Below are 24139 nucleotides of genomic sequence, written 5' to 3'. Positions count from 1 at the left end.
CCGTTCGTGGCGCACTTTGCCCCTGGCTTGGCGTGTCTGCGAGCGCAGATTCAGGGACCGAATATCACAAGTTCGGTGAACGTCAGATCTCCAGGTGCGGGTGGTCTGGGACCTTTGAAGTATTTCAGCCCCTTGTTGGGCCGGTACCATCCCACCAAACCTGGAATCGGCTCCTTGGCGTCGACAAAGCAAACCAGGATTCCGCTTCGCAAGAGAAAGCGCCCCATCGCACCGGCGCAGCGGCTCAAATCCGCAAGCGAGCGGCAATAGATGACCTGATGGCACTGGATAACACCGTGCAACATTCGGCGCGGCATCAATACCAGGGGGAACGCTGCTCCGTCGCAAATGCAGATCAACGACAGGCAGCCCAGCGCGGCGTGTTCCGAGAGTATGTACCTCTCACTCTCGGGCAGCATCGCCAATTCCGGGAGATCGGGACGCACTTCGACTACGCGACATGACCGCTGCGTCAAACTTAAAGCCGGCAAGAAGGTAAATTGTCCGCTGGAGAAGAGCCGAAAGCCTAGCGCCCGGTTGGCTTTCAATGTCGCTTGTGCCGGCGAAATGTTCGTGTAGGTCACGTCCTTCCGCTTGAGAACCGCCACAACCAACATGGCGCCATAAGGACGGAATTCTGCATCGACTGACCAGCTTGAAAGATTGCAGCGGATTTCGTCGCCCTCTGGCCCCTGGTAGCGAGCATAAAGGGTGAGCACAACGCCGACGATCCGACCGGCATGCTCCAAAACAAAGCCATATCGTGGGAACTCGGCAACCGCAGGACGCTGCGACAAACGGGTCAGAGCGTGTATCCAGTAACTCCGGTTACGCGCCGGAAAGCCCCTGCACAGGCAATCAACCACTCCCTCCCAGTCGGTTTCGCGGATTGGTCTACAGCGAAGACCGGGCGGGAGAGCGCCAAGTACGGCCAAAATCAACTCCAGAATACGATTTACTTACATGTGCCTAATGCGCTCCACATATCAGCGCTCAACGATTAATAGTCCGTGCGGGTTTTAAAAACGATTTTCCACACTCAGCACAAACACAGCTCGCCATGACGCTGCTCACCGTCCTGGATCGCGCCGAAAGGTGCGGCCGCCACGGTTGACTTGGCGTTGAATGCGGCTTTACAGGAATGGAGCGCGAACCGGTCGGGGAACGTCCTGGTGCCAATCCGGTACCGACAGCTCGAACCCGCTCCTCTCGCGATATCCTAAGTGATTGAAAAATCACCTTGGAGGGATGGCCGAGCGGTTTAAGGCACCGGTCTTGAAAACCGGCGTGGGTGCAAGCCCACCGTGGGTTCGAATCCCACTCCCTCCGCCATATCCGGCCAATTTCTTCAATCCTGCAGGCATGACGTCGAGTTTTCCGCTCGTCGGATTCTCGACTGCCTGGGTCTAACAGGCCGGTCCGCTTCGGGGAGAACCGCCGCTCTGCCCCATGCAGCGCACCACCTCTCGCGTCGCTGAAATGCGACAGGTGCTGATCGTGGCAACGATACCAAAGTACCGGTGATACTATTGCGTAATCAACAACCTGCCACAAAGCGAAGACTGTCACCCGCCGCGCAGCCGCGCTTCGTCGGGTTGATTTCTCCGCCCGAATATGGTGCTTCTCCCGCCCATGAATAAACTATTTTCTGCGGTCCTCGCATGGACGATAGTGGCTTGGCCGGCCAGCGCAATGGACAGCGCATTGCGCGCCGGCCTGCTGAAACTCGATCCGCAAACCCGGCTGGAGCAGCGATGCGACGCCGAAATTCTCGACCGGATTACCCGCGACGACCACAAATACAAAGCCGATCGTGTCGTCGCCTACGCTTTTGCGACGCCCGAAATGGGCGCCGATGCGATCAAGAGCCCGGGTGCTGCGTTTCGCAGCAAGGGACAGTGGTACCGGCTGAAATTCAAATGCGAAACAGCGCCGGACCATATGGAAGTCCTGCAGCTCCGCTATCGGATCGGTGATGAAATTCCGGAAAGCGACTGGCCCAAATACAATCTCTATAACTAGGCATTCGCGACCTGTGGCCGCATTTTGCCGGTGTTTCGGGCCGATCGTCGCAAACTCTGTATATTGCCGGCCTTGTTCCAACCAGTCCCTTGACGCGCGGGAACCATACACGTTAGGCCCTCCAGGCATTCGACGCGAACGGTCGGCCAACCAGCAAGGGACTTCCAGTCGATGGAAATTTTCACTGCCGCGGGCTTCTCTGCCCTGCTCCAGGTCATCGCCATCGACCTCGTGCTTGCAGGCGATAACGCCATCGTCATCGGCTTGGCCGCGGCGGGCTTGCCGGTCGAGCAGCGCAAGAGAGCGATTCTCATCGGCGTGGTGGCGGCGACGGTGCTGCGTATCGGTTTTGCTGCGATCACCGTCACCCTGTTACAGATTGTCGGCCTGCTGCTGGCCGGCGGCATCTTGCTGCTGTGGGTGTGCTGGAAGATGTATCGCGAGCTGCGCACGTCGTATGCCGACGAGGTGGAGGCGACCGAAGCGCTGTCCAATTCCGATATCAACAGCGATGATATGGTGGCCGGCAAGGCGCGCAAGAAGACCTTGGGTCAGGCGGCATTGCAGATCGTCATCGCCGACGTGTCGATGTCGCTCGACAACGTACTGGCGGTCGCCGGCGCGGCGCGCGATCACTTCCAGGTGCTGGTGATAGGCCTCGTCCTGTCGATCGCGCTGATGGGCCTTGCCGCGAGCTTCATCGCCAAGCTGCTGCACCGCCATCGCTGGATCGCCTATATCGGCCTTTTGATCATCTTCTATGTCGCACTCGATATGATCTACCGGGGCGCGGTGGAAGTCTTGCCGCATGTCAGCAGTGCGGTGAGCTGACACGCCGACTCGAATTCTCATCGGTCGGCCTTTCAGCTTCGGCGAGCCTTCGGCGACGCTGGCGGTTGCGTTTCGCCGCAGCCGCTGCCCATACCAATGCCGCGACAAGTGTGATACTGCGCCGCCAATCCTGAAAATCCGGAAAAGCTTAGATGTCCGCCCCTCGAGTCAGTTTCGTCAGCCTTGGATGCCCGAAAGCCCTTGTGGATTCGGAGCGCATTATCACCCGCCTGCGCGCCGAAGGCTACGAGATCGCCCGCAAGCACGACGGCGCCGACCTGGTCGTCGTCAACACCTGTGGCTTCCTCGATTCGGCTCGCGACGAATCGCTCAACGCCATCGGCTCCGCACTTTCGGAGAATGGCAAAGTTATCGTCACCGGCTGCCTCGGCGCCGAGCCGGACGTCATCCGTGAAAGACATCCGAACGTCCTCGCCATCACCGGACCACAAGCTTATGAAAGCGTGATGGCGGCGGTGCATGAGGCTGCCCCCCCGAGCCATGATCCCCACATCGACCTTTTGCCGCCGCAAGGGGTCAAGCTCACGCCGCGCCACTATGCGTATCTCAAGATTTCGGAAGGCTGCAACAACCGCTGCACCTTCTGCATCATCCCGGCGCTGCGTGGCGACCTCGTATCGCGGCCGGCGGCCGACGTGTTGCGCGAAGCCGAGAAGCTGGCCAAGGCCGGGGTCAAGGAGATCCTCGTCATCTCGCAGGATACCAGCGCCTACGGCATCGATATCAAATACCAGACCAGCATGTTCGGCGATCGCGAAGTGCGGGCGAAATTCCTCGATCTATCGGAAGAACTGGGCAAGCTCGGTGTCTGGGTGCGCATGCACTATGTCTATCCCTACCCGCATGTCGCAGACGTCATCCCACTGATGGCCGAAGGCAAGATCGTTCCCTATCTCGACATTCCGTTCCAGCACGCCTCGCCGCAGGTGCTGAAGAACATGCGCCGGCCCGCTCATGGCGAAAAGACGCTCGAGCGTATTCGCGGCTGGCGCGACATCTGCCCGGACCTTGCCATCCGCTCCACCTTCATCGTCGGCTTCCCCGGCGAGACGGATGACGATTTCGAGATGCTGCTCGACTGGCTGGACGAGGCCAAGATCGACCGCGCCGGCTGTTTCAAATACGAGCCGGTCAGAGGCGCCCGCTCCAACGAGCTCGGCCTCGAGCAAGTGCCGCAGGAGATCAAGGAAGCCCGCTGGCACCGCTTCATGCAGCGCCAGCAGAAGATTTCGGCAACGCAGCTAACCAAGAAAATTGGCAAGCGCCTGCCGGTCCTGATCGACGAGGCGCATGGCAATTCGGCCAAGGGCCGGACGAAATACGACGCGCCCGAAATCGACGGTTCGGTCCATATCCAGTCGCGGCGGCCAATGCGCGCCGGCGACATCGTCACGGTCAAGATCGAGCGCGCCGACGCTTACGACCTTTACGGCTCAGCAGTCTGATATTCCGTCCAAAATGAAAAGGGCGCCGCGCGGCGCCCTTTCGTTCGATATGTTTCCGACCACCTACTGCGGCAGCTTGTCGTCGACGCCCTTCACGTAGAAATTCATGCCGAGCAACGTGGCGTCGTCGGCGACCTCGCCCTCTTTCAGCCAAGGTGTGCCGTCCTGCTTGGCGATCGGCCCGGTGAAGGGGTTCCAGCCGTCGGCGATCTTCTTGGTGGTGGCTTCGGCCATCGCCTTGACGTCGTCGGGCATGTTGGTGAACGGCGCCAGCTTGACGGCGCCGTCCTTAATACCGAGCCAGACATTGTCGGGCTTCCAGGTGCCATCGAGCGCCGCCTGGACCCGGCTGATGTAGTAGGGACCCCACTCGTCGGTCAGCGAGGTCAGCTGCGCGTGCGGCGCGAACTTGATCATGTCTGAGGACTGGCCGAAGCCGTGCAGCTTGCGCTCCTCCGCCACCTGCAAGGCAGCGGTCGAGTCGGTGTGCTGGACGATGATATCGGCGCCCTGGTCGAACAATGCCTTGGCAGCATCGGCCTCCTTGCCCGGATCGAACCAGGAGTTCACCCACACGATCTTCGCCTTGAAGTTCGGGTTGATCGACTGTGCGCCGAGCATAAAGGAATTTATGCCCATCACCACTTCCGGGATCGGGAAGGAAACGATGTAGCCGGCGACGCCCGACTTCGATTGCTTGGCGGCGATCTGGCCAAGCACGTAGCGGCCTTCATAGAAACGCGCATTGTAGATGCCGAGATTTTCGGCCGTCTTGTAGCCGGTGGCGTGCTCGAACATCACCTTGGGGAATTTCTTGGCGATCTTCACTTCCGGGTCCATGAAGCCGAAGGACGTGCCGAAAATGATCTTGCATCCCTCGCGCGCCAGGCGCTCGAAGGCGCGGTCGGCATCGGGGCCTTCGGAGACGTTTTCGAGATAGGCGGTCTCGACCTTGTCGCCGAGTGCCTTTTCCACCTCGAGGCGGCCTTGGTCGTGCTGGTAGGAGTAGCCGAAATCGCCGATCGGGCCGGTGTAGACCCAGCACGCCTTCAGCTTGTCCGCCGCCTGGGCTGATGCCGCCAGCGACAATGCGGCCGTCGTCGCCATCAGGGCAATAAGCAGTTTTTTCATTGTGTTACCTCTCTGAGTTAAGCCTTGGAGCTTCCGTCTTTTTGTTGTCAACGATCCGGAACGAATGGCTGGCCCAAGGAGGCCGGCGTGTTCATCATCGTCAAACGCTTGTTGCGCGAGATTAGAACGAGAACCACGACGGTTGCCAGATAGGGCAGCGAAGAAAGCAGTTGCGAGGGAAACGATTTTAAGAACGCAATTAACTTGTAGAGCAACCAGGGCGCGTCGACGAAGTCCTGCAGATTTATGGCTTGGACGTGAAGCTGGCCAACCCAGATCGCGCCGAAAATATAGGCGCCGGCCAGCACCCGCCATGGCCGCCAGGAGGCGAAGACGACCAGAGCCAGCGCGATCCAGCCGCGGCCGGCGGTCATGTTCTCCACCCATTGCGGTGTGTAGACCAGCGATAGGTGACCGCCGGCGAGGCCGGCACAAGCGCCGCCGAAAATCACTGAGAGATAGCGGTAGCGGATGACGTGGATGCCAAGCGCATGGGCGGATGTGTGGCTGTCGCCGATCGAGCGCAGCGTGAGCCCGGTGCGGGTCTTGAACAGGAACCACATGACGGCGGCGGTCAGCGCGATCGACATGTAGAAGATTGGATCCTGGCCGAACAGCAGCCTGCCAACGACCGGGATTGCGGTCAGGCCGGGAATATCGAGGTTTGGCAGCCTTTCGCCGGGCTGGCCGACAAAATTCGTTCCCATCATGCCGGAAAGGCCGAGGCCGAGCAGTGTCAGCGACAGGCCGGTGGCCACCTGATTGGTGGCCAGCGAGAGCGTCATGACGGCGAACAGCAGCGAGAACACTGCCCCCATGGTGATTGCCGCCAACAGCCCTATCCAAGGCGAGCCGGTGAGATAGCCGGCGCCGAAACCGCCGACGGCACCCATGATCATCATTCCTTCGACGCCGAGATTGAGCACACCCGAACGTTCGACCACCAGTTCGCCGATCGCCGCGATCAGCAGCGGCGTCGCCGCCGTCGCGATGGTCAAGAGGATGTTGACGGTGATGTCCATCAGCGGGCTTCCTCCAGCTTCGGCGCTGCCTTGAGCTTCGGCGCGGAAAAGCCGGTCAGGCGAATGCGGTAATGGATGAGCGTGTCGCAGCCGAGCACGAAGAACAAAAGCATGCCCTGGAACACGCGCGCCACCTTGTCGGAGATGCCGAGCGCGCTTTGCACTGCCTCGCCGCCCAGATAGGTCAGCGCCAGCACAAGGCCTGCGGCGACGATGCCGAGCGGATTGAGCCGGCCGAGAAATGCCACGATGATAGCGGTAAATCCGTAGCCGGGCGAGATCACCGGCTGCAATTGTCCGATGGCTCCCGAGACCTCCGAAATCCCTGCAAGTCCGGCCAGTGCGCCCGACAGCAGGAAGGCAAAGAAGACCATGCGGTTAAGGCCAAACCCGGCGAAGCGCCCTGCCCTCGGACTTGAGCCGAGCACGCGGACCTCGAAGCCTTTCAGCATACGGCTCATCAGGATCCAGATCAGTATCGCCGCGATCAGCGCGAAGACAAATCCCCAGTTTGCCCGGCCGGATTCCGGGAGGAGTTCCGGCAGTATGGCCGAGTCGTTGAACTGGATGGTCTGCGGGAAACCGTGGCCCTGCGGATCGCGCCACGGCCCGCGTACGAGCCAATCGAGGAAGAGCTGGGCGACATAGACCAGCATCAGGCTGGTCAGGATCTCGTTGGTGTTGAAGCGCGTCTTCAGCAGTGCCGGGATTGCAGCATAGGCGGCCCCACCGACCATGCCGAGCAGAAGCATCAGCGGCAGCACCAATGGGCCTTCGAACTGCGGAAACAGCACGGGGATGATCGAGCCGACAATGCCGCCCAGGATGAACTGGCCTTCGGCGCCGATGTTCCAGATGTTGGCCTTGTAGCAGACCGACAGTCCGACCGCGATCAGGATCAGGGGGGCGGCCTTGATCGCCAGCTCATGCAGCTGCCACACCTGGCTGATCGGTTCGATGAAGTAGATGCGGAACGCAGTCAACGGGTTGACGCCGAGCAGCGCGAACATGATGGCACCGGCAATGATCGTCAAAACGAAAGCGATGAAAGGCGAGAGTGCCGAAAACAGCATCGAGCGCTGCGGGCGTTTTACAAGTTCGAGGCGCATCAAGCCGTCTCCAGCGTATGTTCGGCATGCCCGGGTTCGGCGCCGCCCATCAGCAGCCCGATCTTCTCGAATGTCGCTTCAGCTATCGGCAGCGGCTTCGACAATTCGCCATTGTGCATGACCGTGATCGCATCGGAAATCTCGAACAGCTCGTCGAGGTCCTGGCTGATCACCAGCACCGCCGAGCCGCTGCGCGCCAGTTCGATCAGCGCCTGGCGGATGTGGGCCGCCGCACCCGCGTCGACGCCCCAGGTCGGCTGATTGACCACCAAGACGCTCGGCCGGCGGTCGAGTTCGCGGCCGACGATGAATTTCTGCAGATTGCCGCCCGAAAGAGCCGCAGCCTCCGGATCCGGCGCGCTCTTGCGCACGTCCATCGCCTTTATGATGCGCTGGGCAGCGGTATGGATCGCATCGCCCTTGACCATTCCACCGGCGCCGACAAACATCTTGCCATCGGTGGCGTGGCGCGACAGAAGCAGGTTCTCCGAAAGCTTCATGCGCGGTGCTGCGCCATGGCCGAGCCGCTCTTCCGGGACGAAGGCAGCGCCCATCAGACGCCTGCCGGTGATGGTGAGGCCGCCGGCATCCTTGCCGCGGATGCGGACCGAGCCGGCATCCTGCTGCAGCACCTCGCCGGAAACGGATTCGAAGAATTCGCCCTGGCCGTTGCCGGCGACACCGGCAATGCCGATCACCTCGCCGGCGCGGACTTCAAGATTGATGTTCCTGAGCGGGATCGAGAACGGGGTCGCCGGCTTGCGGGTGAGTTCGCGGATTTGAAGCAGCGCCGGCGCGGTCTCGATACCCTCGGCCGGCGCCCGCACCACGGCCTGCACCTCGTTGCCGACCATCATCCGCGCCAACGAAGACGCGGTTTCCTGGCGCGGATTGCAATGGCCGACCACCTTGCCGTGACGCAGCACGGTGGCGCGGTCGCAGATCCGTTTGACCTCTTCCAGCCGGTGCGAAATGTAGAGGATGGACTTTCCTTCCGAACGCAGCCGTTCGAGCGTCTCGAACAACTTATCGGCCTCCTGCGGCGTCAGCACCGAAGTTGGTTCGTCGAGGATGATGAGTTGCGGCGTCTGCAGCAGGCAGCGGATGATTTCGATACGCTGACGCTCGCCGACCGACAGATCACCGACCAGCGATAGCGGATCGAGAGGCAGGCCGTAACTGTAGGAGAGCGCCCTCGCCTTGGCCGCGATCGTGCTGATCGGCGAGCCGTCATCCAGCGACAGCGCGATGTTCTCCGCCGCCGTCAGCGCTTCGAACAGGGAAAAATGCTGGAAAACCATGCCGATGCCGAGCTTTTTTGCGGTGCCGGGGCTGGTGATCCTGACCGCCTGGCCATTCCAGAAAATCTCGCCGGAATTCGGTTCAAGCGATCCAAACAGCATTTTCACCAGGGTCGACTTGCCGGCGCCGTTCTCGCCAAGCAACGCATGGATCTCGCCCTTGGCGATGTTGAGATCGACATGGTCGCACGCCGTCAACGTGCCGAATATCTTTGTGAGGCCGCGAACCTCAAGCAGCTTTGCGCCGTCCTGATCTGCACTCACGGTGCCTCCATCTGGTTTGCCAGACATGTTCAGTGTTCCCGCAAGCATCGTATGCGCGGGCTGCTCTCTACGGTAAGCGCCTCACGACTTGAAAGAGCTTCAAGAATTTCAGCGGAAACTCAAGCGGTAAAGAGCAGTTCGCAAGAACGGCGGCGTCGGCGGCCCGAAACTGCCGCGCCTAAGGGATAAGTATTGTTGTCCCGGTGGTCCGGCGCCCTTCGAGATCGGAATGCGCCTTGCCGGCCTCGCTGAGCGCGTAACGCTGGTTTATCTTGATCTTGACGGCGCCGCTGAGCACCACGTCGAACAAGGCGGCGGCGGAAACCTCGAGGTCTTCGCGCCTGGCATTATAGACGAACAGCGTCGGCCGCGTTGCGAACAGCGAGCCCTTCTGCGCCAGCAACGAGATGCTGAAGGGCGGGATCGGCCCAGACGATTGACCGAAGCTGACGAAAGTGCCGAGCGGCCGCAGGCAATCGAGCGAGGCTGGAAATGTGTCGTTGCCGACTGAATCGTAGACAACGTCGCATTTCTTGCCACCGGTGATAGCGGCAACGCCGGCCACGAAATCCTGTTCGCGATAGTTGATCACGTGGTCGAAGCCATGCGCCTTGGCGAGCTCGATCTTGTCGGTGGAACTCGCCGTGCCGATCACTGTCGCGCCGAGATGCTTGGCCCATTGGCCGAGGATCAGCCCGACACCGCCGGCCGCCGCATGAAACAGGATCGTGTCGCCGGCTTTCACCTTGAATGTACGGCGCAACAGATATTCGGCGGTCATGCCCTTTAGCATCATGGCTGCGGCCTGTTCGTCGCTGATGCCGTCGGGCACCTCCACCACGCGGTCGGCGGCGATCACACGCTGCCCGGCATAGGCGCCGGTCGTCACGGCGTAGGCGATGCGATCGCCGGGTTTGAGCCAGTCGACATCCGAGCCGACATCCAAGACCACGCCGGCCGCCTCGCCGCCAGGGATCAGCGGAAATCCGCCCTGCGGCGGATAAAGGCCAGAGCGATAATAGACGTCGATGAAATTGAGACCGATCGCGGTATGCTTGACCAGGATCTGTCCCGAGCCCGGCTGCCCGGGATCGGCATCCTCATAGGTCAGGACCTCCGGGCCGCCATGGGCATGGATGCGGATCGCTTTGGACATTTTCTGGCTCTCTTGGGATCAGGCTTTCTTATCCGGCTTGGCGCCGAGATTTGGGAAGAACTGCATGATAGCGCCGATGCAGGCGAGGTAAAGCCCGGTGAACGTAATCCCGAACTTGATGAAATCGCTGACCTGCTCGCCCAGCACGCCGATCTGGTCGTAGAAGGAGGCAAGTGCGGCCTGCGCCAGCGCCAGCGCGCCGAAAGCGCACCAAAGCAGCGTCATGCCGAGATTGATTGGCCGCAGCCGCTTCACCCGCACCGGATGGATGAAATTGATCGGCACGAAGGTGAGAATGGCGGCCACCACGACCACGGCGAAAGAAACCCATTGTCCGGGCTCGATGACGAACAGCGTGAACACCACCATGTTCCAGACGACCGGAAATCCCTTGAAGAAATTCTCCTTCGTCTTCATGCCGGTATCGGCATAGTAGATTGCGCTCGACACCACGATGATCGCCGCCGACAGGAACGACAGGCGCTCGCCCATGAAGCCGCGCTGATAGAGCGCGAAGGCCGGAATCAACACGTAGGTCACGTAGTCGATGATGTTGTCGAGCAGTTCGCCCGACCAAGTCGGCAGGATTTCCTTGACATCGAGCTTCCTGGCGATCGGCCCGTCGATGCCGTCGACGAAAAGCGCCAGCCCCAGCCACCAGAACATTGCCGTCCAGCGCTGCTCGCTTGCTGCCACTAGCGACAGAAACGCCAGGAATGAGCCCGACGCGGTCAAGAGATGGACCGAGAACGCCCGCGCCTGAGGCCATGTGACTTTCTTCTTCGGCCGCGGAATCCGGTCGGCGATTTTCCTGGCCGTCGTCTTCTTGCTCACGGGCCCCGCCAGTCCAGCTTGCAGATTTCGGCCGAACGGCCAGCAAAGTTCCAGTTGCGGCCAAAGGCCCGCATTTTGCTCTTGTCGGATTTGGCGACGATGATTTCCGGCGCAATCCAGTATTCCGAATTGCTGATGACCGTATCCTTGTCGCGATCCTTGCCGGTGATTGGCGTCACCGCACCATCGATGATCTTCGGTATCTGAAAGATGCGTGTTTTCGCACGCGTCTCGTAGGTGATCGGCACCTGCTCGGCGCCGAGGAACTGTCCGACCAGGATGGAGAGCAGCGATGTGGTTCCACCGGCCTTGCCGGTGAATATCTTCGTCAGTCCCTTCACAGCGTAAACCGAGGCGCGCTTGTCGATGAACAGGCCCGCCGTCCAGTTGCCGCGGCTCATATAACCGGGGATTTCCATGACCAGCCCAAGATTGAGACCGGACAGGTCGAACTCGCCGAAATGGCCGGCATCGATCCGGAACCCCGCCCAGGTTTGGCAATAGCCTTCCGTAGGCGGATGATTGCCGAGCGACAGAACGCAAGGGCAAAAAACCGTGCAATTGCAGGAAAGGATGAGCTCTCCCTTCATTGCCCAGTTTTGATCTGTCATCGAATTCTCCCCCTCATGCCGAGACTACTAGTAGCGCGGCTGCCCAGACAAGCAGTATCGCACCGCCCAACCGCGTCGGCAGATTGCCTGCCGTCTGTTTTTCGACCAGGCTGAACAAGCCGATCAGCGCCATCCAGAACACGTTCATCACACCGACGGCAAACATTACCAGCATCAGCGCCCAGCAGCATCCAAGGCACCACAGGCCCTGCTCCATACCGAGCCGGAAAATGCGAATGGGCCTGGCGCTCCAGTTGGCGAACAGGACCGAGAACGGATTTCTGCACTTCTCCAGACAGGCTTCCTTCAGCCAGCTGAACTGATAGAGACCAGCGATCGACAGCGCGGCTGCTCCGGCAATTCCAAGCAGCGGATCGAGCATCTGCCCGGATGACACGAATGCATGGACTGCGAGCGTCAGGGCAGCGAATATTGCCGAGGCGGCAAGCCAGACGCTCAAATATCCAGCGACAAGGATCAGCGGATGGGCAACGGGTTCCCCCTTGATCCTGGCGGTATCTGCGATCTCGCAATAGGTGCGGATCATCGGCGCCGCGGAGGGCAGCATGGTCGCGATGGCCATCAACAGCCACATCGCGGTGAGTGCCCCGCCTTGCGCGCCTACGCTTGCGCGAAGCGGCGCCGGCGCAAGGCAAAGGGCGAAGAAACGCGCAAGGAAATCCGGCAGCGGCAGTTGCGGCAGGTTCCCCAGCATCGTGTCGCCGGGTGCATCGGTGCCCGGGAGCCGGCTTACGGCACCACGAACTGCCATTGCGCCGAGAAGGAGCCAGGCAAGGGCGATGCCCATGCCGGCAACGACGCTCACCGTCAGTCGAGGGCTGCGCGCAACGCTCGCCATCGCGCGGCCGGTGCCGTCGAGGTGGCTGAAATCGTCTTGTTGGCCGGTCATGGCAACCGAATGGGCCGAATCGCCGCGTTGATCAAGCCGCATCACCTGACCTATATGGACCAGCAGGTCGGACGGGCCTCACCTCGCAATCCGGAAGCCGAATTTGAACCATCGGGAAACAGCACGGATACTGGTCGCCGGCAGCGGCCCTGCGGGGCTGATCGCGGCGCTTGGCTTTGCCGAGGCGGGCTTTCCCGTGACGCTCGTCGGACCCGATGCAGCCGGCCCCGACGGCCGTACGACAGCCTTGATGAACCCTGCCCTGAAGATGTTCGAACGGCTAGGGATCTTCGACGGAATCAGGCCGCACGCAGCGCCGCTCAAGGTGATGCGTATCGTTGACGCAACCAACCGGCTGATCCGCAGCCCGACAGTGACCTTTCGCGCCAGCGAGATCAACGAAGAGCAATTCGGGCTGAACTTGCCCAACAGCGTTCTCAACCGCACGCTAGCCGAGGCTGTCGCGCATTCGGGCATCGAATGGCGAAAGTCGATGGTGGAGGCATGGCGCCTCGATGCCGACCATGCCCATGCCGTTCTCGCCGACGGCAGCGAGGTTGAGGCATCGTTGGCAGTTGCCGCCGATGGCCGTCAGTCGCCGGCCCGCGAGGCAGCCGGCATCCGGACCTCGATCCGATCCTATCCGCAGGCGGCGTTGGTGCTCAATTTCGGTCACCGCAGCGACCATGCCTTCACCTCGACCGAATTCCACACCGAGACCGGTCCGTTCACACAGGTTCCCCTGCCCGGCAACCGGTCCAGCCTTGTCTGGGTGCTCGAACCCGATATCGCCAAGGACCTTGCAGCACTCGACGACGCCGAGCTTTCGACGCGGGTCGAACAGCGAATGCAATCGATGTTGGGCCGCGTGTCGGTTGAGCCCGGCCGGCAGATCTACCCACTTTCAGCGGTGAGCCCGTGGCGGTTTGCGCAGCGCCGCGTGGCACTTGTCGGTGAAGCCGCCCACGTGTTTCCCCCAATTGGCGCGCAAGGCCTCAATCTCGGCATCCGGGACATCGACGACCTGATTGGTGCCGCAAGCAGAAACCGCGCGGACCCGGGCGCCGCCAAGGCGCTTGCAGCCTATGATTTCAAGCGGCGGCCGGACATTCTGGCGCGCAGCAGCGCGGTCAACCTGCTCAACATGTCGTTGCTTTCCGACATGCTGCCGGCTCAGATGGTGCGCAGCGCTGGCCTTGGCGCGCTTGAGGGGTTTGCGCCGTTACGGGCGTTTTTCATGCGCGAGGGTCTTCGACCCGGCAGCGGTTTTGCGGCGTTTTTTGGCGGATTGCGAAAACCGGCTGAGCGATAGCGATCTTGGCCACCGCCCTTGATCCGCATCTCGCGATGCTCAACCCGGCATCAAGGGGATCGGGATTGAATTGACGCGGCGTCTGCGCCAAATAATGACGATGTCGACCTTAAGGTCTGGGCCAATCTTTGCCGGACCGGTGCGTAAGAATCTAAAGTCCTGGAGCGTTCCTTGCGTGTTCCAGGATGCGTGGCGTTCAAGAAGTTCAAGTGGTGAGTGCGATGAAGACAGCCAAATTCTCGATCGGACAGGTGGTTCGGCACCGGCTGTTTCCGTTCCGCGGCGTCATTTTCGACGTCGATCCGCAATTCGCCAATACTGACGAATGGTACGAGGCGATCCCCGCTGACGTGCGGCCGCGCAAGGACCAGCCTTTCTATCATCTGCTCGCCGAGAATTCCGAAACGGAATACATCGCCTATGTGTCCGAGCAGAATTTACTCGAGGACCGGTCGGGCGAACCGGTCCGGCATCCGCAGATTGGTGAAATGTTCGACAAGAAGCCGGACGGGCGCTACGAGCCGAAGCACCAATTGAGACATTGACTTAGTCGGAATCTGGCTGGACTGGGACAGGCTTGAGACATGGCTGGACCCGACAAACAGCCGGTCCAAACGAAAAAAGCGGGGTATAAGCCCCCGCTTTTTTGTTGGTTCGAAAACCCGTCGATCAGTTGGCGGCCTTCGCCTTTTCCTGCTCTTCCTTGAGCTTCTTGGCAAAGTCCTGATTGTTCTTGGCGACGAACTCCTGGAGCTTCTTCTGTCGGTCCTCGATGTCCGACTGCTGCAGCGGCGGGCCGTCGAAGGCGCCGCTGAAGCCGGTCAGCGCGATCTTGATCGGGTTCGGCTGGTTCTGGAAATTGACCGAGGTCAGCGTCAGGTTCGAACCTTTCTTGAAGGACGCGACGAGCTGATCGGTCAGCGGCACTTCCGCCACGCAGCGATCCGGAAAACAGATCACATAGTCGAGCTTCTGCGCCTTGCCGCCGTCGATCTGGAGGCCGATGCCGGGAGGAACGAGACGGCCGGTCGGAACCGTCACCTGGAACACCTTGCGGTTCACCTTGCCCTTCAATTCGATCAGGCTGACGCCAGTGATGAGCTGGCCGTTGCCGGCGGTGGTGATGTTCTGGACATTGCAGATGTCGACGTCTTCCTGCTTGGTGCAGGCCTTGAACCAGCCTTGCGGAATCTGCTGTTGCTGCTGCGCGGAAGCAGCGGGAATCCCGGCGCCCAGAATGCCGACTACGCCAGCGGCCATGACCGACAGGCGGTACGCGTTGCTGTTCAGGCTCGTCATGTCGTGCATTCCTCTCAAATGATCCCGGAACCGGCTTTTTTCATGCCGTGTGGTCCAGCTACCTGTTGCCGAAATGAGGCAACAGAATGACTTCGGACGGCGTGTTACACTGCAAGCGGTGCCGAATCCAGCCCGGGTCTCGCGAATCTTGGCCGAGGGATAGGCTCAAGGGGTTGGCCGGTGCACGACCGGCTCATGTATGCTGCGCATCGAATCGGGAAGGAGACAGTCATGGGCCGCGTTGTCGTTTGGCTGATCGCCACAATGTTGTTTGTCGGCCTTTCCCTGCAGCCGGGCCTGTCGGAACCGAAGCACGCGCTTGCCATGCAGGGCGAGCCGGCGCTGCCATCCGACTACAAGCATTTCAACTATGTGAATCCCGACGCGCCGAAAGGCGGCAGCATTACCTAGTGCGTCGTCGGCAGCTTCGACAATCTCAATCCGTTCATCCTGAGAAGCCTGCGCACCACCGCGCGCGGCATGATGGATCAAGCCTTTGGTAATCTTGTCTTCGAGCCGTTGATGCAGCGCAACTACGACGAGGCCTTCAGTCTCTACGGCCTGCTCGCCGATACCGCCGACATGGATCCCGAGCGCAAGAGCATCGAATTCCACCTCGATCCCAACGCCAAATGGTCGGACGGCGAGCCGGTGACGCCGGAAGACGTGTTGTTTACCTATGACGTCTTCACCGAGAAGGGCCGCCCACCTTACAGCCAGCGAATGAAAGCGATTGCCAAGCTCGAAAAGACCGGCGACCGCAGTGTGCGCTTCACCTTCAACGACAAGGCCGACCGCGAATTTCCTTTGATCATTGCGCTGACGCCGATCATCCCGAAACACGCCTTCAACAAGGACACCTTCGACAGGACGACGCTAAAGCCGGTGATCGGCAGCGGGCCTTACACGGTGGCGCAAGTCGTGCCCGGTCAGCGCATCGTGTTCAAGCGCAATCCGGACTATTGGGGCAAGGACGTGCCGTCCAAGCGCGGCTTCGACAATTACGACCAGATCACCATCGAATATTTCCTCAACGCCAACGCCAAGCAGGAAGCGTTCAAGAAAGGCATCTGCGCCATCGACGACGACAGCGACCCGGTCAAACGCGAGCGCGATCTCGATTTTCCGGCCTTCCACAGGGGCGAGGTCATCGCCGAAACTTTCGATACCGGCATTCCGCCGGTGGTCAACGGTTTCCTGTTCAACACGCGGCTGCCGAAATTTTCCAATCCGGTCGTGCGGCGCGCGCTCGGCATGCTCTACGATTTCGAATGGGCCAACAAGAATCTGTTCGGCGGCAAATACACGCGCACGATGAGCTTTTGGCAGAATTCCGAACTGTCCGCGCTCGGCCACCCGGCCAGCGAAAAGGAAAAGGCCCTGCTGGCCCCCTACCCCGGCCGCGTGCCCGCAGATGTCATGGACGGCACCTACAGGCCGCCCGTTACCGACGGCTCCGGCCAGGACCGCAAGGTGCTGAAGGCGGCATTCGAGCTGCTGAAGGGCGCGGGCTATACGGTGCAGGACGGCGCGATGCTCGATCCCGAGGGAAAGCCGTTCGGTTTCGAGATCCTGACCGCCTCGCAGGACGAAGAGCGACTTGCCGCTATCTATCAGCGCACCCTTGAGAAGCTCGGCATCGATGTCGGCATCCGCAGCCTCGACGGTGATCAGATCCAGTCGCGCAAGCAGCGTTTCGATTTCGAGGTGCTGGTCGGCTCGACCGGTTTCAACAACTCGCTGTCGCCCGGTATCGAGCAAACCGGGCGCTGGGGATCCGCTGCCGCCAAGGCCGAAGGATCGTTCAACCTCGCCGGCGTCGCCGATCCGGCGGTGGATGCGGCGATCGAGGCGATGCTGAGAGCTCGTTCGAAGGAGGACTCCGTCGCCGCCGTCCGCGTTCTCGACCGGCTGCTGATCTCCGGCAACTACATGGTGCCGACGCAGCACAACAACCAGCAATGGCTCGCTTATTGGAACTATCTGGAACATCCGCAAAAGACGCCCATATACGGTTATCAGTTGCCGACCTGGTGGCGCAAACCGAAGTGACCTCTTCACAACAGGAGATCAAGATGAACGACGAGAACTCGATTACCGTCGATGTGGTCTCCGACGTCGTGTGCCCCTGGTGCTTTATCGGCCAGAAACGGCTCGACAAGGCGATTGCCGCCGTCGATATCGACGTTCACATACACTGGCGGCCCTTCCAACTCGACCCGACAATCCCGCCCGAAGGCAAGAACCGCCGCGACTATATGGTGGCGAAATTCGGCAGCGAGCAACGCATCCGCGAAATCCATGCCCGGATCGAGCCGCTGGGCGAGGCTGAAGGGATTTCCTTCGCCTTCGACGCTATCAAGGTCGCGCCCAATACGCTGGATGCGCACCGTCTCATTCGCTGGGCCGGGACGGCCGGCGAGGCCATTCAGAACCGGGTGGTGCGTCGGCTGTTCCAGCTGAATTTCGAGGAAGGCGCCAATCTCGGCGATCATGCCGTGCTGATCGAAGCCGCGCGCGAAGCCGGCATGGATGCCTCCGTGGTCGAAACGCTTCTGCCGACCGACGCCGATGTCGAGGCGGTGCGCACCGAAATCGCCACCGCTTCGCGCATGGGCATATCGGGTGTGCCGTGCTTTCTGCTTGAAGGCAAATATGCGGTGATGGGCGCCCAGGACGCCGATACGCTCGCCGATGCACTCCGCCAGGTCGCCGCGGCCAAGGCACGCGGCGAACTGGAAACAGCGAACTGAGTCGGGCTACTTCACCGTCACCTTGGCCTTGCTGATGAAAAAGCCATGGCCATGCTTGCCGGTGCAGGTCAATCCCTTGGTGGATGACTGGCAGGAAAACGGGCCCTTACTCCAGCTGGCGCCGTACGCCAGCCTGGTGACGCCGCCGCAGCAGCCTTGCTCGCCCGGATTCTTGATCAGCGTCGCCGGACCTTTCGGGCCGAGGATGACGGTGACGTAGCTGGGCTCGACGCGCGAACAGCTCAGTTCCGGTCCGCCATCCTGTGGCTCGTAGGTGCTGGTGCCGCCGTTCGGCGTGTAGATGCAGCCAATATTGCCGGACGGCGTGTTGAACTCGATCTGTCCCTCGGCGTTTGCGGGAACGGTCTGGCTGCCGGCATATGTTTGCGGCAGCCAGAAAAATGTTGCGAGCGTCGCGACAAAAAATGTCCGTGCAAGCATGGCGAACTTCCCCCCGGTTCAAACCTGGATGCGTCCGGCAGGTTCAATCCGAAGCGCGTGTTTGTCAAACGCGGTTTGTGCGCGCTCTTAAAAAGGCACGGGCTAATTGATATTGATCTTCATCCTGGACTGTGTCGGCAAAGTCATTGCTTGGCCGACTACGGGTCCTGACAAGGCGGCTTCAACCACGAATCATACGGTCACGTTCTGGCCGCCGACGAGGCCGGACTGGCCGTGAAGGCGAGTCAGGCTGTGAAGATCGACCGCTGGACGGCGCTTCTATGTTCACAAAGCTGTGTGAAGACCTTCCCCAGGGGAAGGTCTCTACTTGCTCCGGCGCAGGCAAGTAACTATTTGAAATTGCGTTGGTATTCCGCCTCTCGAAGCATGACGACATAGCGCCGTGATCATTCATTCTGTTGCTCCACTGCAACGGCCGGCGAGCTAAGCCACCTGCGACTGGTGAAAAGCTAATGGAAAATGATCAATTGGTGTTACTGTCCGTAACAAAAGAAAAATCGTTTGGGCGGGATAGTGATTCGGGTCGATAGACCAACGCGACATTCAATATCGGAAAAATGGCTCCGCGGTGCCGCAAGGCAGTCGCCCCTGACGCCCGTATCGTCGATGCGCAGCTTCTGGGGACTGATGCGGGCCTACTGGTTCTCGGACAAGTGGGTCGAAGCCTGGACGCTCACCTTGGTAATAGGCTTGCTGACAGGGCTCTCTAGCAAAGCCGACGTCTGGTTTACCGTGGCGGCGGCTGAACTATATACCTCAATCGCTTTTTTTCACGACGCCGCGAATACCACGCCGCTCAAAACGTTGCTGACCAATGCCGGCCTGCTCGTGCTGCTGGTCGTGCTCAAGGACATGGGCATTACCAGTACATGCAAGTTTGTATCGGCGACATTGCATCGCAAATGGCGCGGCTGGCTAGATAGCCGCTTCAATGCGGCGCTACTCGACCCCAACCATTCACACTACCACGCCCAGCATGGCTCGTCCGGCACGGCAGCGCCCGACAACATCGACCAGCGCGTGCAGGAATCGATCAAGGACATGACAGGCGGCGCTATTGGGCTTGCCATGGGCGTATTCAGTGTCTTTACCTCGCTCTACTTTGTCGGTGGAGCTTTGTTGGCAAATTCTGTGGAGGTAAAAGGACTCGAGTTCCTCGGCAGCTACGGGAGTGTCGTGCTTGCTCTGCTGGCGGTCGCTCTCTACGTGCCGTTCAACACCTGGATCGCAGTCAAAATCGGCGGAATGCTGGAGTGGCTCAACATCAGGATGCAGAAGGCTGAAGGCAGCTATCGGGGCGAACTGATCACGTTATTGCGCCGCAGCTTTCATGTGGCGGCCTCGCAAGGCGAAGTCGTGCAGAAGACGATACATAGCCGGCTCTATCTCGACATCGATAGGACTTGGTCGAAGTTCAACATCGTCAACACCATCTATTCGGGATTCGAATCGGTCTATAACTTTGTCGGTGCCAAAATTGTCGCCTTCGGGCCTGGCCTTGTGCCGTTCATCCATAACGGCCTCGACCTCAAGGGTTACATAACAGGTTCCGAACAGGTCAACGCGCTGATCAGCAAATGTTCGTGGTTCATCCATGTCATGCCAAGTCTTGCCACGTTGCGCGCCAACAGCTTGCGCGTCATTGAATTGGCGCAGGCGATCGAAAACGTCCAGCACCCGCAGGAATTTTATCAGCAGACCGGCCGCTCCGATTTTCGCTACGACCGCCAAAACCCGGTTTTCGGCCTGACCATCCAGAAGCTCGAACTGGCGCATCAGGGCGAGGACGCAACGCCCTTCCTGAGTGCTGCAAATTTGCGCTTCCGGCGTGGCGAGTGGACTTTCCTCAAGGGCGAATCCGGCTGCGGCAAGACCTCGCTGATTAAGGCGATCAACGGGCTGTGGCCTTATGGCCGCGGTACCATCGTCTTCCCGGAAGGGGTCAGGAGTTTCTACGCCGCCCAGGAGGTGAAGCTGCAGCAGGTCTCGTTGAAGCAACTGGTCTGCCTGCCCGGTTCCGAGCATGATTACGCCGACCTGCAGGTCGCATCCGCCCTGCACAAGGCCGGCCTCGGCGATTTCATCGAGCATTTGGCCGATGAGAGTCGTGAAGGAAAGATCTGGGATCAGGTTCTCTCGGGTGGGCAGAAACAGAAGCTGGTTGTCGCCCGTATCGTGCTGCAGCAGCCGGGATTGCTGTTCCTCGATGAAGCCACCGGCGCGCTCGACCCCGATGGACGGATCGCCTTCCACCAGGCGATCAAGGACAATTGCCCTGATGCAACTGTGATCTCGATCATGCATGAGGCGACGCCGCCGAGATCGCTCGCGGGCACCGAATTCTACCACAGCGTGGTTGCGATCGCCGACGGCGTCGCCACCAAGAAGCCGCTGGTTCCGAGCTTGCCGGTAGAGCTCACCACCATCCTCACGCAGCCGACGCGGCCGGCCGAGGACAAATGGCTGCGCTTTCCCCGCCGGCTGAAGCAGAGATAGCCGCGGGCACCACTGCCGGCATCCAGCCAGCCTGCCACGTCGCCCGATCACAGTCTCGCGATCCAGTCGGTTTGCCGCCGCTTTAACCCGCTCTCGCGATTGACTCGGCAAGGCGCGCTCCTATGTTGCGCCGGCTTGCAGAATCTCAACTCGAACCCGCGAGCAGAAAGGTCACCGCGCCATGCCTGGCGACAGTCACAGTCGAACGCAACCGCCGTCCGCTTGACGTGACCTGACAGGCTCACGTCCTGCCGGACGGCAAGGAGTGAGCCATGAACGAGTTTTCCCCTGTCGCGGGCGGCGATGCCATCGCCATCGCTCGCGTACTTGCCAACGAACACGTCGCCGACATCGTCGAGGCCTTGAACCAGGAGCCCCGCGAGACGGCATCGGAGCTGCTTTGCGAAGTGCCGTTCGAGCGGTTGGTCGAGATCTTCGACCAGCCTGAACTCGACGGCGCATCCGAACTGGTCGAGGCGCTGCCCCGCATCAAGGCAGGCAGACTGCTTGCCGCCATGTCGGTCGACCGCGCCGCCGACATACTGCGCGATCTGAACGAGCCGGCTCGTTCCGAACTGCTTGGTGGCCTGGCGCCACCGCTGCGCGCGACGCTGCTTGCTATTCTCGGCTACCCCGAGGGCAGCGCCGCCTCGCTCATGACGACCGAATATGTCAGCGTGCCGCCGGACTGGAGTGTTGCCCGCACGCTGGATTATATTCGCAAGGTGGAGCGGACGCGCGAAACCGTCTACGCGATCTACATCGTCGATCCGCAAACGCATGTCCTGTTCCGCTCGACCGGCCTGCGTCGACTGATCGCTGGCGAGCCCGACGAGCTGATCATGGCAATAGCGCCGGATCGTGCGCCTGTCACCGTTTCACCGCTGACCGATAGTGAAAAGGTTGCTCAGTTGATCTCGAAATATGATCTGCTCGCCGTTCCGGTCGTGGACAACGGCAAACTGCTCGGCATCGTTACCATCGACGATATTATCGACACGATGATCGAGGAAACGACGGAGGATGTGCATCGTTTCGGCGGCATGGAGGCTCTCGACGAGCCCTATATGAAGATGGGCTTTCTGGCGATGATCCAGAAACGCGCCGGCTGGCTGTGCGCGCTGTTTGTCAGCGAGATGCTGACCGCAAACGCGATGCAAAGTTACGAGGGCGAGCTGGAAAAGGCGATCGTGCTGACGCTATTTATTCCATTGATCATGAGCTCCGGCGGAAATTCCGGCTCGCAGGCGACCTCGCTCGTCATCCGGGCGCTGGCGCTGCGCGAGATCGGCCTTGGCGACTGGTGGCGGGTGGCATTGCGCGAGCTGCCCACCGGCCTGGTGCTTGGCTCGATTCTTGGCGTGGTCGGCGTCTGCCGCATCGCGCTCTGGCAGTATCTCGGCTTCTACGACTACGGCCCGCACTGGCCGCTGATCGCAATGACGATCGGCGCCACGCTGGTTGGCATCGTCACCTTCGGCTCGCTGTCTGGATCGATGCTGCCGTTCGCCCTGAAGCGCATGGGCTTCGACCCGGCCAGCGCATCGGCCCCGTTCGTCGCCACGCTGGTCGACGTCACCGGGCTGGTGATCTATTTTTCTGTGGCGCTGGTGATCCTGCGCGGAACGCTGCTGTAAGAAAACGCACGCACTTCCATCGCGGCAATTTCGTTGCCGCGATGGGTTGATGTCGCCTCAGACGCGCTCACCATCTCTCACCCGGTAAGTCGGCTTGTACATGGTGACGAGTTCTTCCGCGGCGGTCGGATGCACCGCCATGGTGCGATCGAAATCATCCTTGGTCAGGCCGGCCTTCAGCGGTATGCCGAGAAGCTGCGCCATTTCGCCGGCATCCGGCCCGAGGATGTGGGCGCCGAGGACCTTTTTCGAGGCGCCGTCGACGACCAGCTTCATCAGCATCTTTTCGTCGCGGCCGGAAAGTGTGTGACGCATCGGCCGGAAGGTGGCGCGGTAGATTTCGACATCCGAAAAGCGCTTTGCCGCCTCATCCTCCGACAGGCCGACCGTACCGATCTCGGGCTGCGAAAAGACTGCGGTAGCGATCGTGTCATGGTCGGGCGCCGTCGGCTTGTCCTTGAAGGCGGTCTCGACGAAGCACATCGCCTCGTGGATTGCCACCGGCGTCAATTGCACGCGATGGGTGACGTCACCGATTGCCCAGATGTTGTCGATGTTGGTGCGGGAGTATTCGTCGACGTGGATTGCCCCGGTTTTGGTCATCTCGATGCCGACGCCTTCCAGGCCCATGTTCTCGGTGTTGGGAATGCGGCCGATGGCGAGCATGACCTGGTCGACCGTCAGCACCGTGCCGCCGGTGACAAGCGCGTCGAGCCGGTCGTCAGGCCGCTTCCTGACCCACTCGGACACGGCGTGGCAGAGGATTTTTATCCCCTTCTTTTCCATCGTCTCGTGCAGCATGCGTCTGAGGTCCATGTCGAAACGGCTGAGGATCTCCTTGCCGCGGTAGACCAGCGTCGTGTCGACGCCGAGGCCGTGAAAGATGTTGGCGAATTCGACGGCGATATAGCCGCCGCCCTCGATCATGATTGCCTTCGGCAGTTCCTTGAGGTCGAAGGCCTCGTTGGAAAAGATGCAGTGCTCATGGCCGGGCAATGCCGGATGCGGCGCCGGTCGCCCGCCGGTAGCGATCAGGATCTGGTCGGCGGTAACGGTGCGATGCTCACCAAGAAGATGCACCACATGCCGATCGACCAGGGTGGCGCGCGAATGAAAGACCTCGCCGCCGGCGCCCTGCACGTTCTTCTTGTAGATGGCCTCCAGCCGGCTGATTTCGCGGTCCTTGTTGGCGACCAGCGTCTGCCAGTCGAAACGCGCCTCAGGCACCGTCCAGCCATAACCGGCGGCGTCGGCGAAATGCTCGGGGAATTGCGAGGCGTAGACATAGAGCTTCTTCGGCACGCAGCCACGGATCACGCATGTGCCGCCATAGCGGTATTCCTCGGCGATGCCGACCCGCTTGCCGAGTGCGGCCGCGACGCGCGCCGCCCTCACCCCGCCGGAGCCGCCGCCGATGACGAAAAGATCGTAGTCGTAACCGGCCATGGCTGAACTCCTTGCCCCTCAAACCCGGAGACAGGTAGGCTGCCGACTATCAAAAGAAAAGCCCGGATTTGCCGGGC

The 24139-nt window shown here is 60.8% G+C and carries 20 protein-coding genes, 1 tRNA gene and 1 pseudogene; 10 read left to right on the top strand and 12 right to left on the bottom strand.

Annotated features, from left to right (window positions below):
• Positions 1 to 50: 50 nt before the first annotated feature.
• Complete coding sequence (locus NKI70_RS18480; RefSeq protein WP_352593883.1) at positions 51 to 935, bottom strand: GNAT family N-acetyltransferase; 885 nt, start codon at positions 933 to 935, stop codon at positions 51 to 53.
• Positions 936 to 1242: 307 nt separating this feature from the next.
• Between NKI70_RS18480 and NKI70_RS18475 the strand changes: the two genes are divergently transcribed.
• The 4 genes from NKI70_RS18475 (at position 1243) to rimO (ending at position 4319) form a co-directional block, all read left to right on the top strand.
• A tRNA-Ser gene (locus NKI70_RS18475) sits at positions 1243 to 1332 on the top strand.
• 282 nt (positions 1333 to 1614) lie between these two features.
• On the top strand, positions 1615 to 2022 hold the full coding sequence (locus NKI70_RS18470) for a DUF930 domain-containing protein (RefSeq protein WP_352456770.1): 408 nt from the start codon (positions 1615 to 1617) through the stop codon (positions 2020 to 2022).
• A 171-nt stretch (positions 2023 to 2193) separates the two neighbouring features.
• The gene (locus tag NKI70_RS18465; protein WP_023675054.1) at positions 2194 to 2853 is read left to right on the top strand and encodes a TerC family protein; all 660 of its coding nucleotides are present in this window, start codon (positions 2194 to 2196) and stop codon (positions 2851 to 2853) included.
• A gap of 152 nt (positions 2854 to 3005) precedes the next feature.
• A complete protein-coding gene (gene rimO / locus NKI70_RS18460) occupies positions 3006 to 4319 on the top strand; it encodes a 30S ribosomal protein S12 methylthiotransferase RimO (RefSeq protein WP_352698865.1) in 1314 nt (437 codons plus the stop codon).
• A 63-nt stretch (positions 4320 to 4382) separates the two neighbouring features.
• Here rimO and NKI70_RS18455 read toward each other — a convergent pair whose 3' ends face one another.
• The 8 genes from NKI70_RS18455 to NKI70_RS18420 all read right to left on the bottom strand — a co-directional run bounded on the left by NKI70_RS18455 (position 4383) and on the right by NKI70_RS18420 (position 12657).
• On the bottom strand, positions 4383 to 5450 hold the full coding sequence (locus tag NKI70_RS18455; protein WP_352568622.1) for a BMP family ABC transporter substrate-binding protein: 1068 nt from the start codon (positions 5448 to 5450) through the stop codon (positions 4383 to 4385).
• A gap of 47 nt (positions 5451 to 5497) precedes the next feature.
• Complete coding sequence (locus NKI70_RS18450) at positions 5498 to 6472, bottom strand: ABC transporter permease (RefSeq protein ID WP_352698867.1); 975 nt, start codon at positions 6470 to 6472, stop codon at positions 5498 to 5500.
• The gene (locus NKI70_RS18445; protein WP_352568624.1) at positions 6472 to 7584 is read right to left on the bottom strand and encodes an ABC transporter permease; all 1113 of its coding nucleotides are present in this window, start codon (positions 7582 to 7584) and stop codon (positions 6472 to 6474) included. The genes NKI70_RS18450 and NKI70_RS18445 overlap by 1 nt, the downstream gene beginning before the upstream one ends.
• Positions 7581 to 9173, bottom strand: coding sequence for an ABC transporter ATP-binding protein (locus tag NKI70_RS18440; protein WP_502897766.1), 1593 nt, complete (start codon positions 9171 to 9173; stop codon positions 7581 to 7583). Before NKI70_RS18440 ends, NKI70_RS18445 begins: the two co-directional genes overlap by 4 nt.
• A 151-nt stretch (positions 9174 to 9324) precedes the next feature.
• Positions 9325 to 10302 (bottom strand): quinone oxidoreductase family protein, encoded by a 978-nt coding sequence (locus NKI70_RS18435; protein WP_352698871.1) that lies wholly within the window; start codon positions 10300 to 10302, stop codon positions 9325 to 9327.
• A gap of 18 nt (positions 10303 to 10320) precedes the next feature.
• Positions 10321 to 11097, bottom strand: a complete 777-nt coding sequence (gene pcsA / locus NKI70_RS18430) for a phosphatidylcholine synthase (RefSeq protein ID WP_502894951.1) — start codon at positions 11095 to 11097, stop codon at positions 10321 to 10323.
• Between the two features lie 35 nt (positions 11098 to 11132).
• Positions 11133 to 11747 (bottom strand): DUF1326 domain-containing protein, encoded by a 615-nt coding sequence (locus NKI70_RS18425; RefSeq protein WP_352698874.1) that lies wholly within the window; start codon positions 11745 to 11747, stop codon positions 11133 to 11135.
• A 13-nt stretch (positions 11748 to 11760) separates the two neighbouring features.
• Complete coding sequence (locus tag NKI70_RS18420; RefSeq protein WP_352456764.1) at positions 11761 to 12657, bottom strand: DUF2182 domain-containing protein; 897 nt, start codon at positions 12655 to 12657, stop codon at positions 11761 to 11763.
• 103 nt (positions 12658 to 12760) lie between these two features.
• Between NKI70_RS18420 and NKI70_RS18415 the strand changes: the two genes are divergently transcribed.
• Positions 12761 to 13969, top strand: coding sequence for a UbiH/UbiF family hydroxylase (locus NKI70_RS18415; protein ID WP_352698878.1), 1209 nt, complete (start codon positions 12761 to 12763; stop codon positions 13967 to 13969).
• Positions 13970 to 14190: 221 nt separating this feature from the next.
• Positions 14191 to 14514, top strand: coding sequence for a heat shock protein HspQ (gene hspQ / locus NKI70_RS18410; protein ID WP_023675043.1), 324 nt, complete (start codon positions 14191 to 14193; stop codon positions 14512 to 14514).
• 124 nt (positions 14515 to 14638) lie between these two features.
• On the opposite strand, the gene NKI70_RS18405 is transcribed toward hspQ, so the two are convergent.
• Positions 14639 to 15268, bottom strand: a complete 630-nt coding sequence (locus NKI70_RS18405; RefSeq protein ID WP_023675042.1) for an invasion associated locus B family protein — start codon at positions 15266 to 15268, stop codon at positions 14639 to 14641.
• Positions 15269 to 15499: 231 nt separating this feature from the next.
• On the opposite strand from NKI70_RS18405, the pseudogene NKI70_RS18400 reads away from it, so the two are divergent.
• Together NKI70_RS18400 and NKI70_RS18395 are read left to right on the top strand one after the other, a co-directional pair.
• Positions 15500 to 17320, top strand: a pseudogene (locus NKI70_RS18400) (extracellular solute-binding protein).
• Between the two features lie 23 nt (positions 17321 to 17343).
• Positions 17344 to 18021 carry a DsbA family oxidoreductase gene (locus tag NKI70_RS18395; RefSeq protein WP_023675040.1) on the top strand — a complete coding sequence of 226 codons (678 nt, stop codon included), beginning with the start codon at positions 17344 to 17346 and terminating at the stop codon, positions 18019 to 18021.
• 6 nt (positions 18022 to 18027) lie between these two features.
• Here the strand turns inward: NKI70_RS18395 and NKI70_RS18390 are convergent, their stop codons facing one another.
• Positions 18028 to 18462, bottom strand: coding sequence for a hypothetical protein (locus NKI70_RS18390; RefSeq protein ID WP_023675039.1), 435 nt, complete (start codon positions 18460 to 18462; stop codon positions 18028 to 18030).
• 627 nt (positions 18463 to 19089) lie between these two features.
• On the opposite strand from NKI70_RS18390, the gene NKI70_RS18385 reads away from it, so the two are divergent.
• Together NKI70_RS18385 and mgtE are read left to right on the top strand one after the other, a co-directional pair.
• Positions 19090 to 20979, top strand: coding sequence for an ABC transporter ATP-binding protein/permease (locus NKI70_RS18385; protein WP_352456759.1), 1890 nt, complete (start codon positions 19090 to 19092; stop codon positions 20977 to 20979).
• 272 nt (positions 20980 to 21251) lie between these two features.
• Positions 21252 to 22616, top strand: a complete 1365-nt coding sequence (gene mgtE, locus NKI70_RS18380) for a magnesium transporter (protein WP_352724805.1) — start codon at positions 21252 to 21254, stop codon at positions 22614 to 22616.
• 57 nt (positions 22617 to 22673) lie between these two features.
• On the opposite strand, the gene gor is transcribed toward mgtE, so the two are convergent.
• A complete protein-coding gene (gor, locus tag NKI70_RS18375) occupies positions 22674 to 24062 on the bottom strand; it encodes a glutathione-disulfide reductase (protein ID WP_352646081.1) in 1389 nt (462 codons plus the stop codon).
• Positions 24063 to 24139 lie beyond the last annotated feature (77 nt).

The sequence above is a fragment of the Mesorhizobium sp. M0500 genome (assembly GCF_040321165.1).
Lineage (GTDB): Bacteria > Pseudomonadota > Alphaproteobacteria > Rhizobiales > Rhizobiaceae > Mesorhizobium.
Note: the sequence above shows the minus strand (reverse complement) of the source record. Positions and strands in the feature narration are given on the sequence as shown.

Bases quoted from the DNA above. Each gene is read 5' to 3' on its own strand.
- gor (WP_352646081.1), bottom strand. From the start codon at position 24,062: ATGGCCGGTTACGACTACGATCTTTTCGTCATCGGCGGCGGCTCCGGC.
- NKI70_RS18420 (WP_352456764.1), bottom strand. From the start codon at position 12,657: ATGACCGGCCAACAAGACGATTTCAGCCACCTCGACGGCACCGGCCGC.
- NKI70_RS18435 (WP_352698871.1), bottom strand. From the start codon at position 10,302: ATGTCCAAAGCGATCCGCATCCATGCCCATGGCGGCCCGGAGGTCCTG.
- NKI70_RS18465 (WP_023675054.1), top strand. From the start codon at position 2,194: ATGGAAATTTTCACTGCCGCGGGCTTCTCTGCCCTGCTCCAGGTCATC.
- NKI70_RS18440 (WP_502897766.1), bottom strand. From the start codon at position 9,173: ATGTCTGGCAAACCAGATGGAGGCACCGTGAGTGCAGATCAGGACGGC.
- NKI70_RS18385 (WP_352456759.1), top strand. From the start codon at position 19,090: ATGCGCAGCTTCTGGGGACTGATGCGGGCCTACTGGTTCTCGGACAAG.
- NKI70_RS18450 (WP_352698867.1), bottom strand. From the start codon at position 6,472: ATGGACATCACCGTCAACATCCTCTTGACCATCGCGACGGCGGCGACG.
- NKI70_RS18455 (WP_352568622.1), bottom strand. From the start codon at position 5,450: ATGAAAAAACTGCTTATTGCCCTGATGGCGACGACGGCCGCATTGTCG.
- NKI70_RS18390 (WP_023675039.1), bottom strand. From the start codon at position 18,462: ATGCTTGCACGGACATTTTTTGTCGCGACGCTCGCAACATTTTTCTGG.
- NKI70_RS18395 (WP_023675040.1), top strand. From the start codon at position 17,344: ATGAACGACGAGAACTCGATTACCGTCGATGTGGTCTCCGACGTCGTG.
- rimO (WP_352698865.1), top strand. From the start codon at position 3,006: ATGTCCGCCCCTCGAGTCAGTTTCGTCAGCCTTGGATGCCCGAAAGCC.
- NKI70_RS18470 (WP_352456770.1), top strand. From the start codon at position 1,615: ATGGTGCTTCTCCCGCCCATGAATAAACTATTTTCTGCGGTCCTCGCA.
- NKI70_RS18405 (WP_023675042.1), bottom strand. From the start codon at position 15,268: ATGACGAGCCTGAACAGCAACGCGTACCGCCTGTCGGTCATGGCCGCT.
- hspQ (WP_023675043.1), top strand. From the start codon at position 14,191: ATGAAGACAGCCAAATTCTCGATCGGACAGGTGGTTCGGCACCGGCTG.
- NKI70_RS18425 (WP_352698874.1), bottom strand. From the start codon at position 11,747: ATGACAGATCAAAACTGGGCAATGAAGGGAGAGCTCATCCTTTCCTGC.
- mgtE (WP_352724805.1), top strand. From the start codon at position 21,252: ATGAACGAGTTTTCCCCTGTCGCGGGCGGCGATGCCATCGCCATCGCT.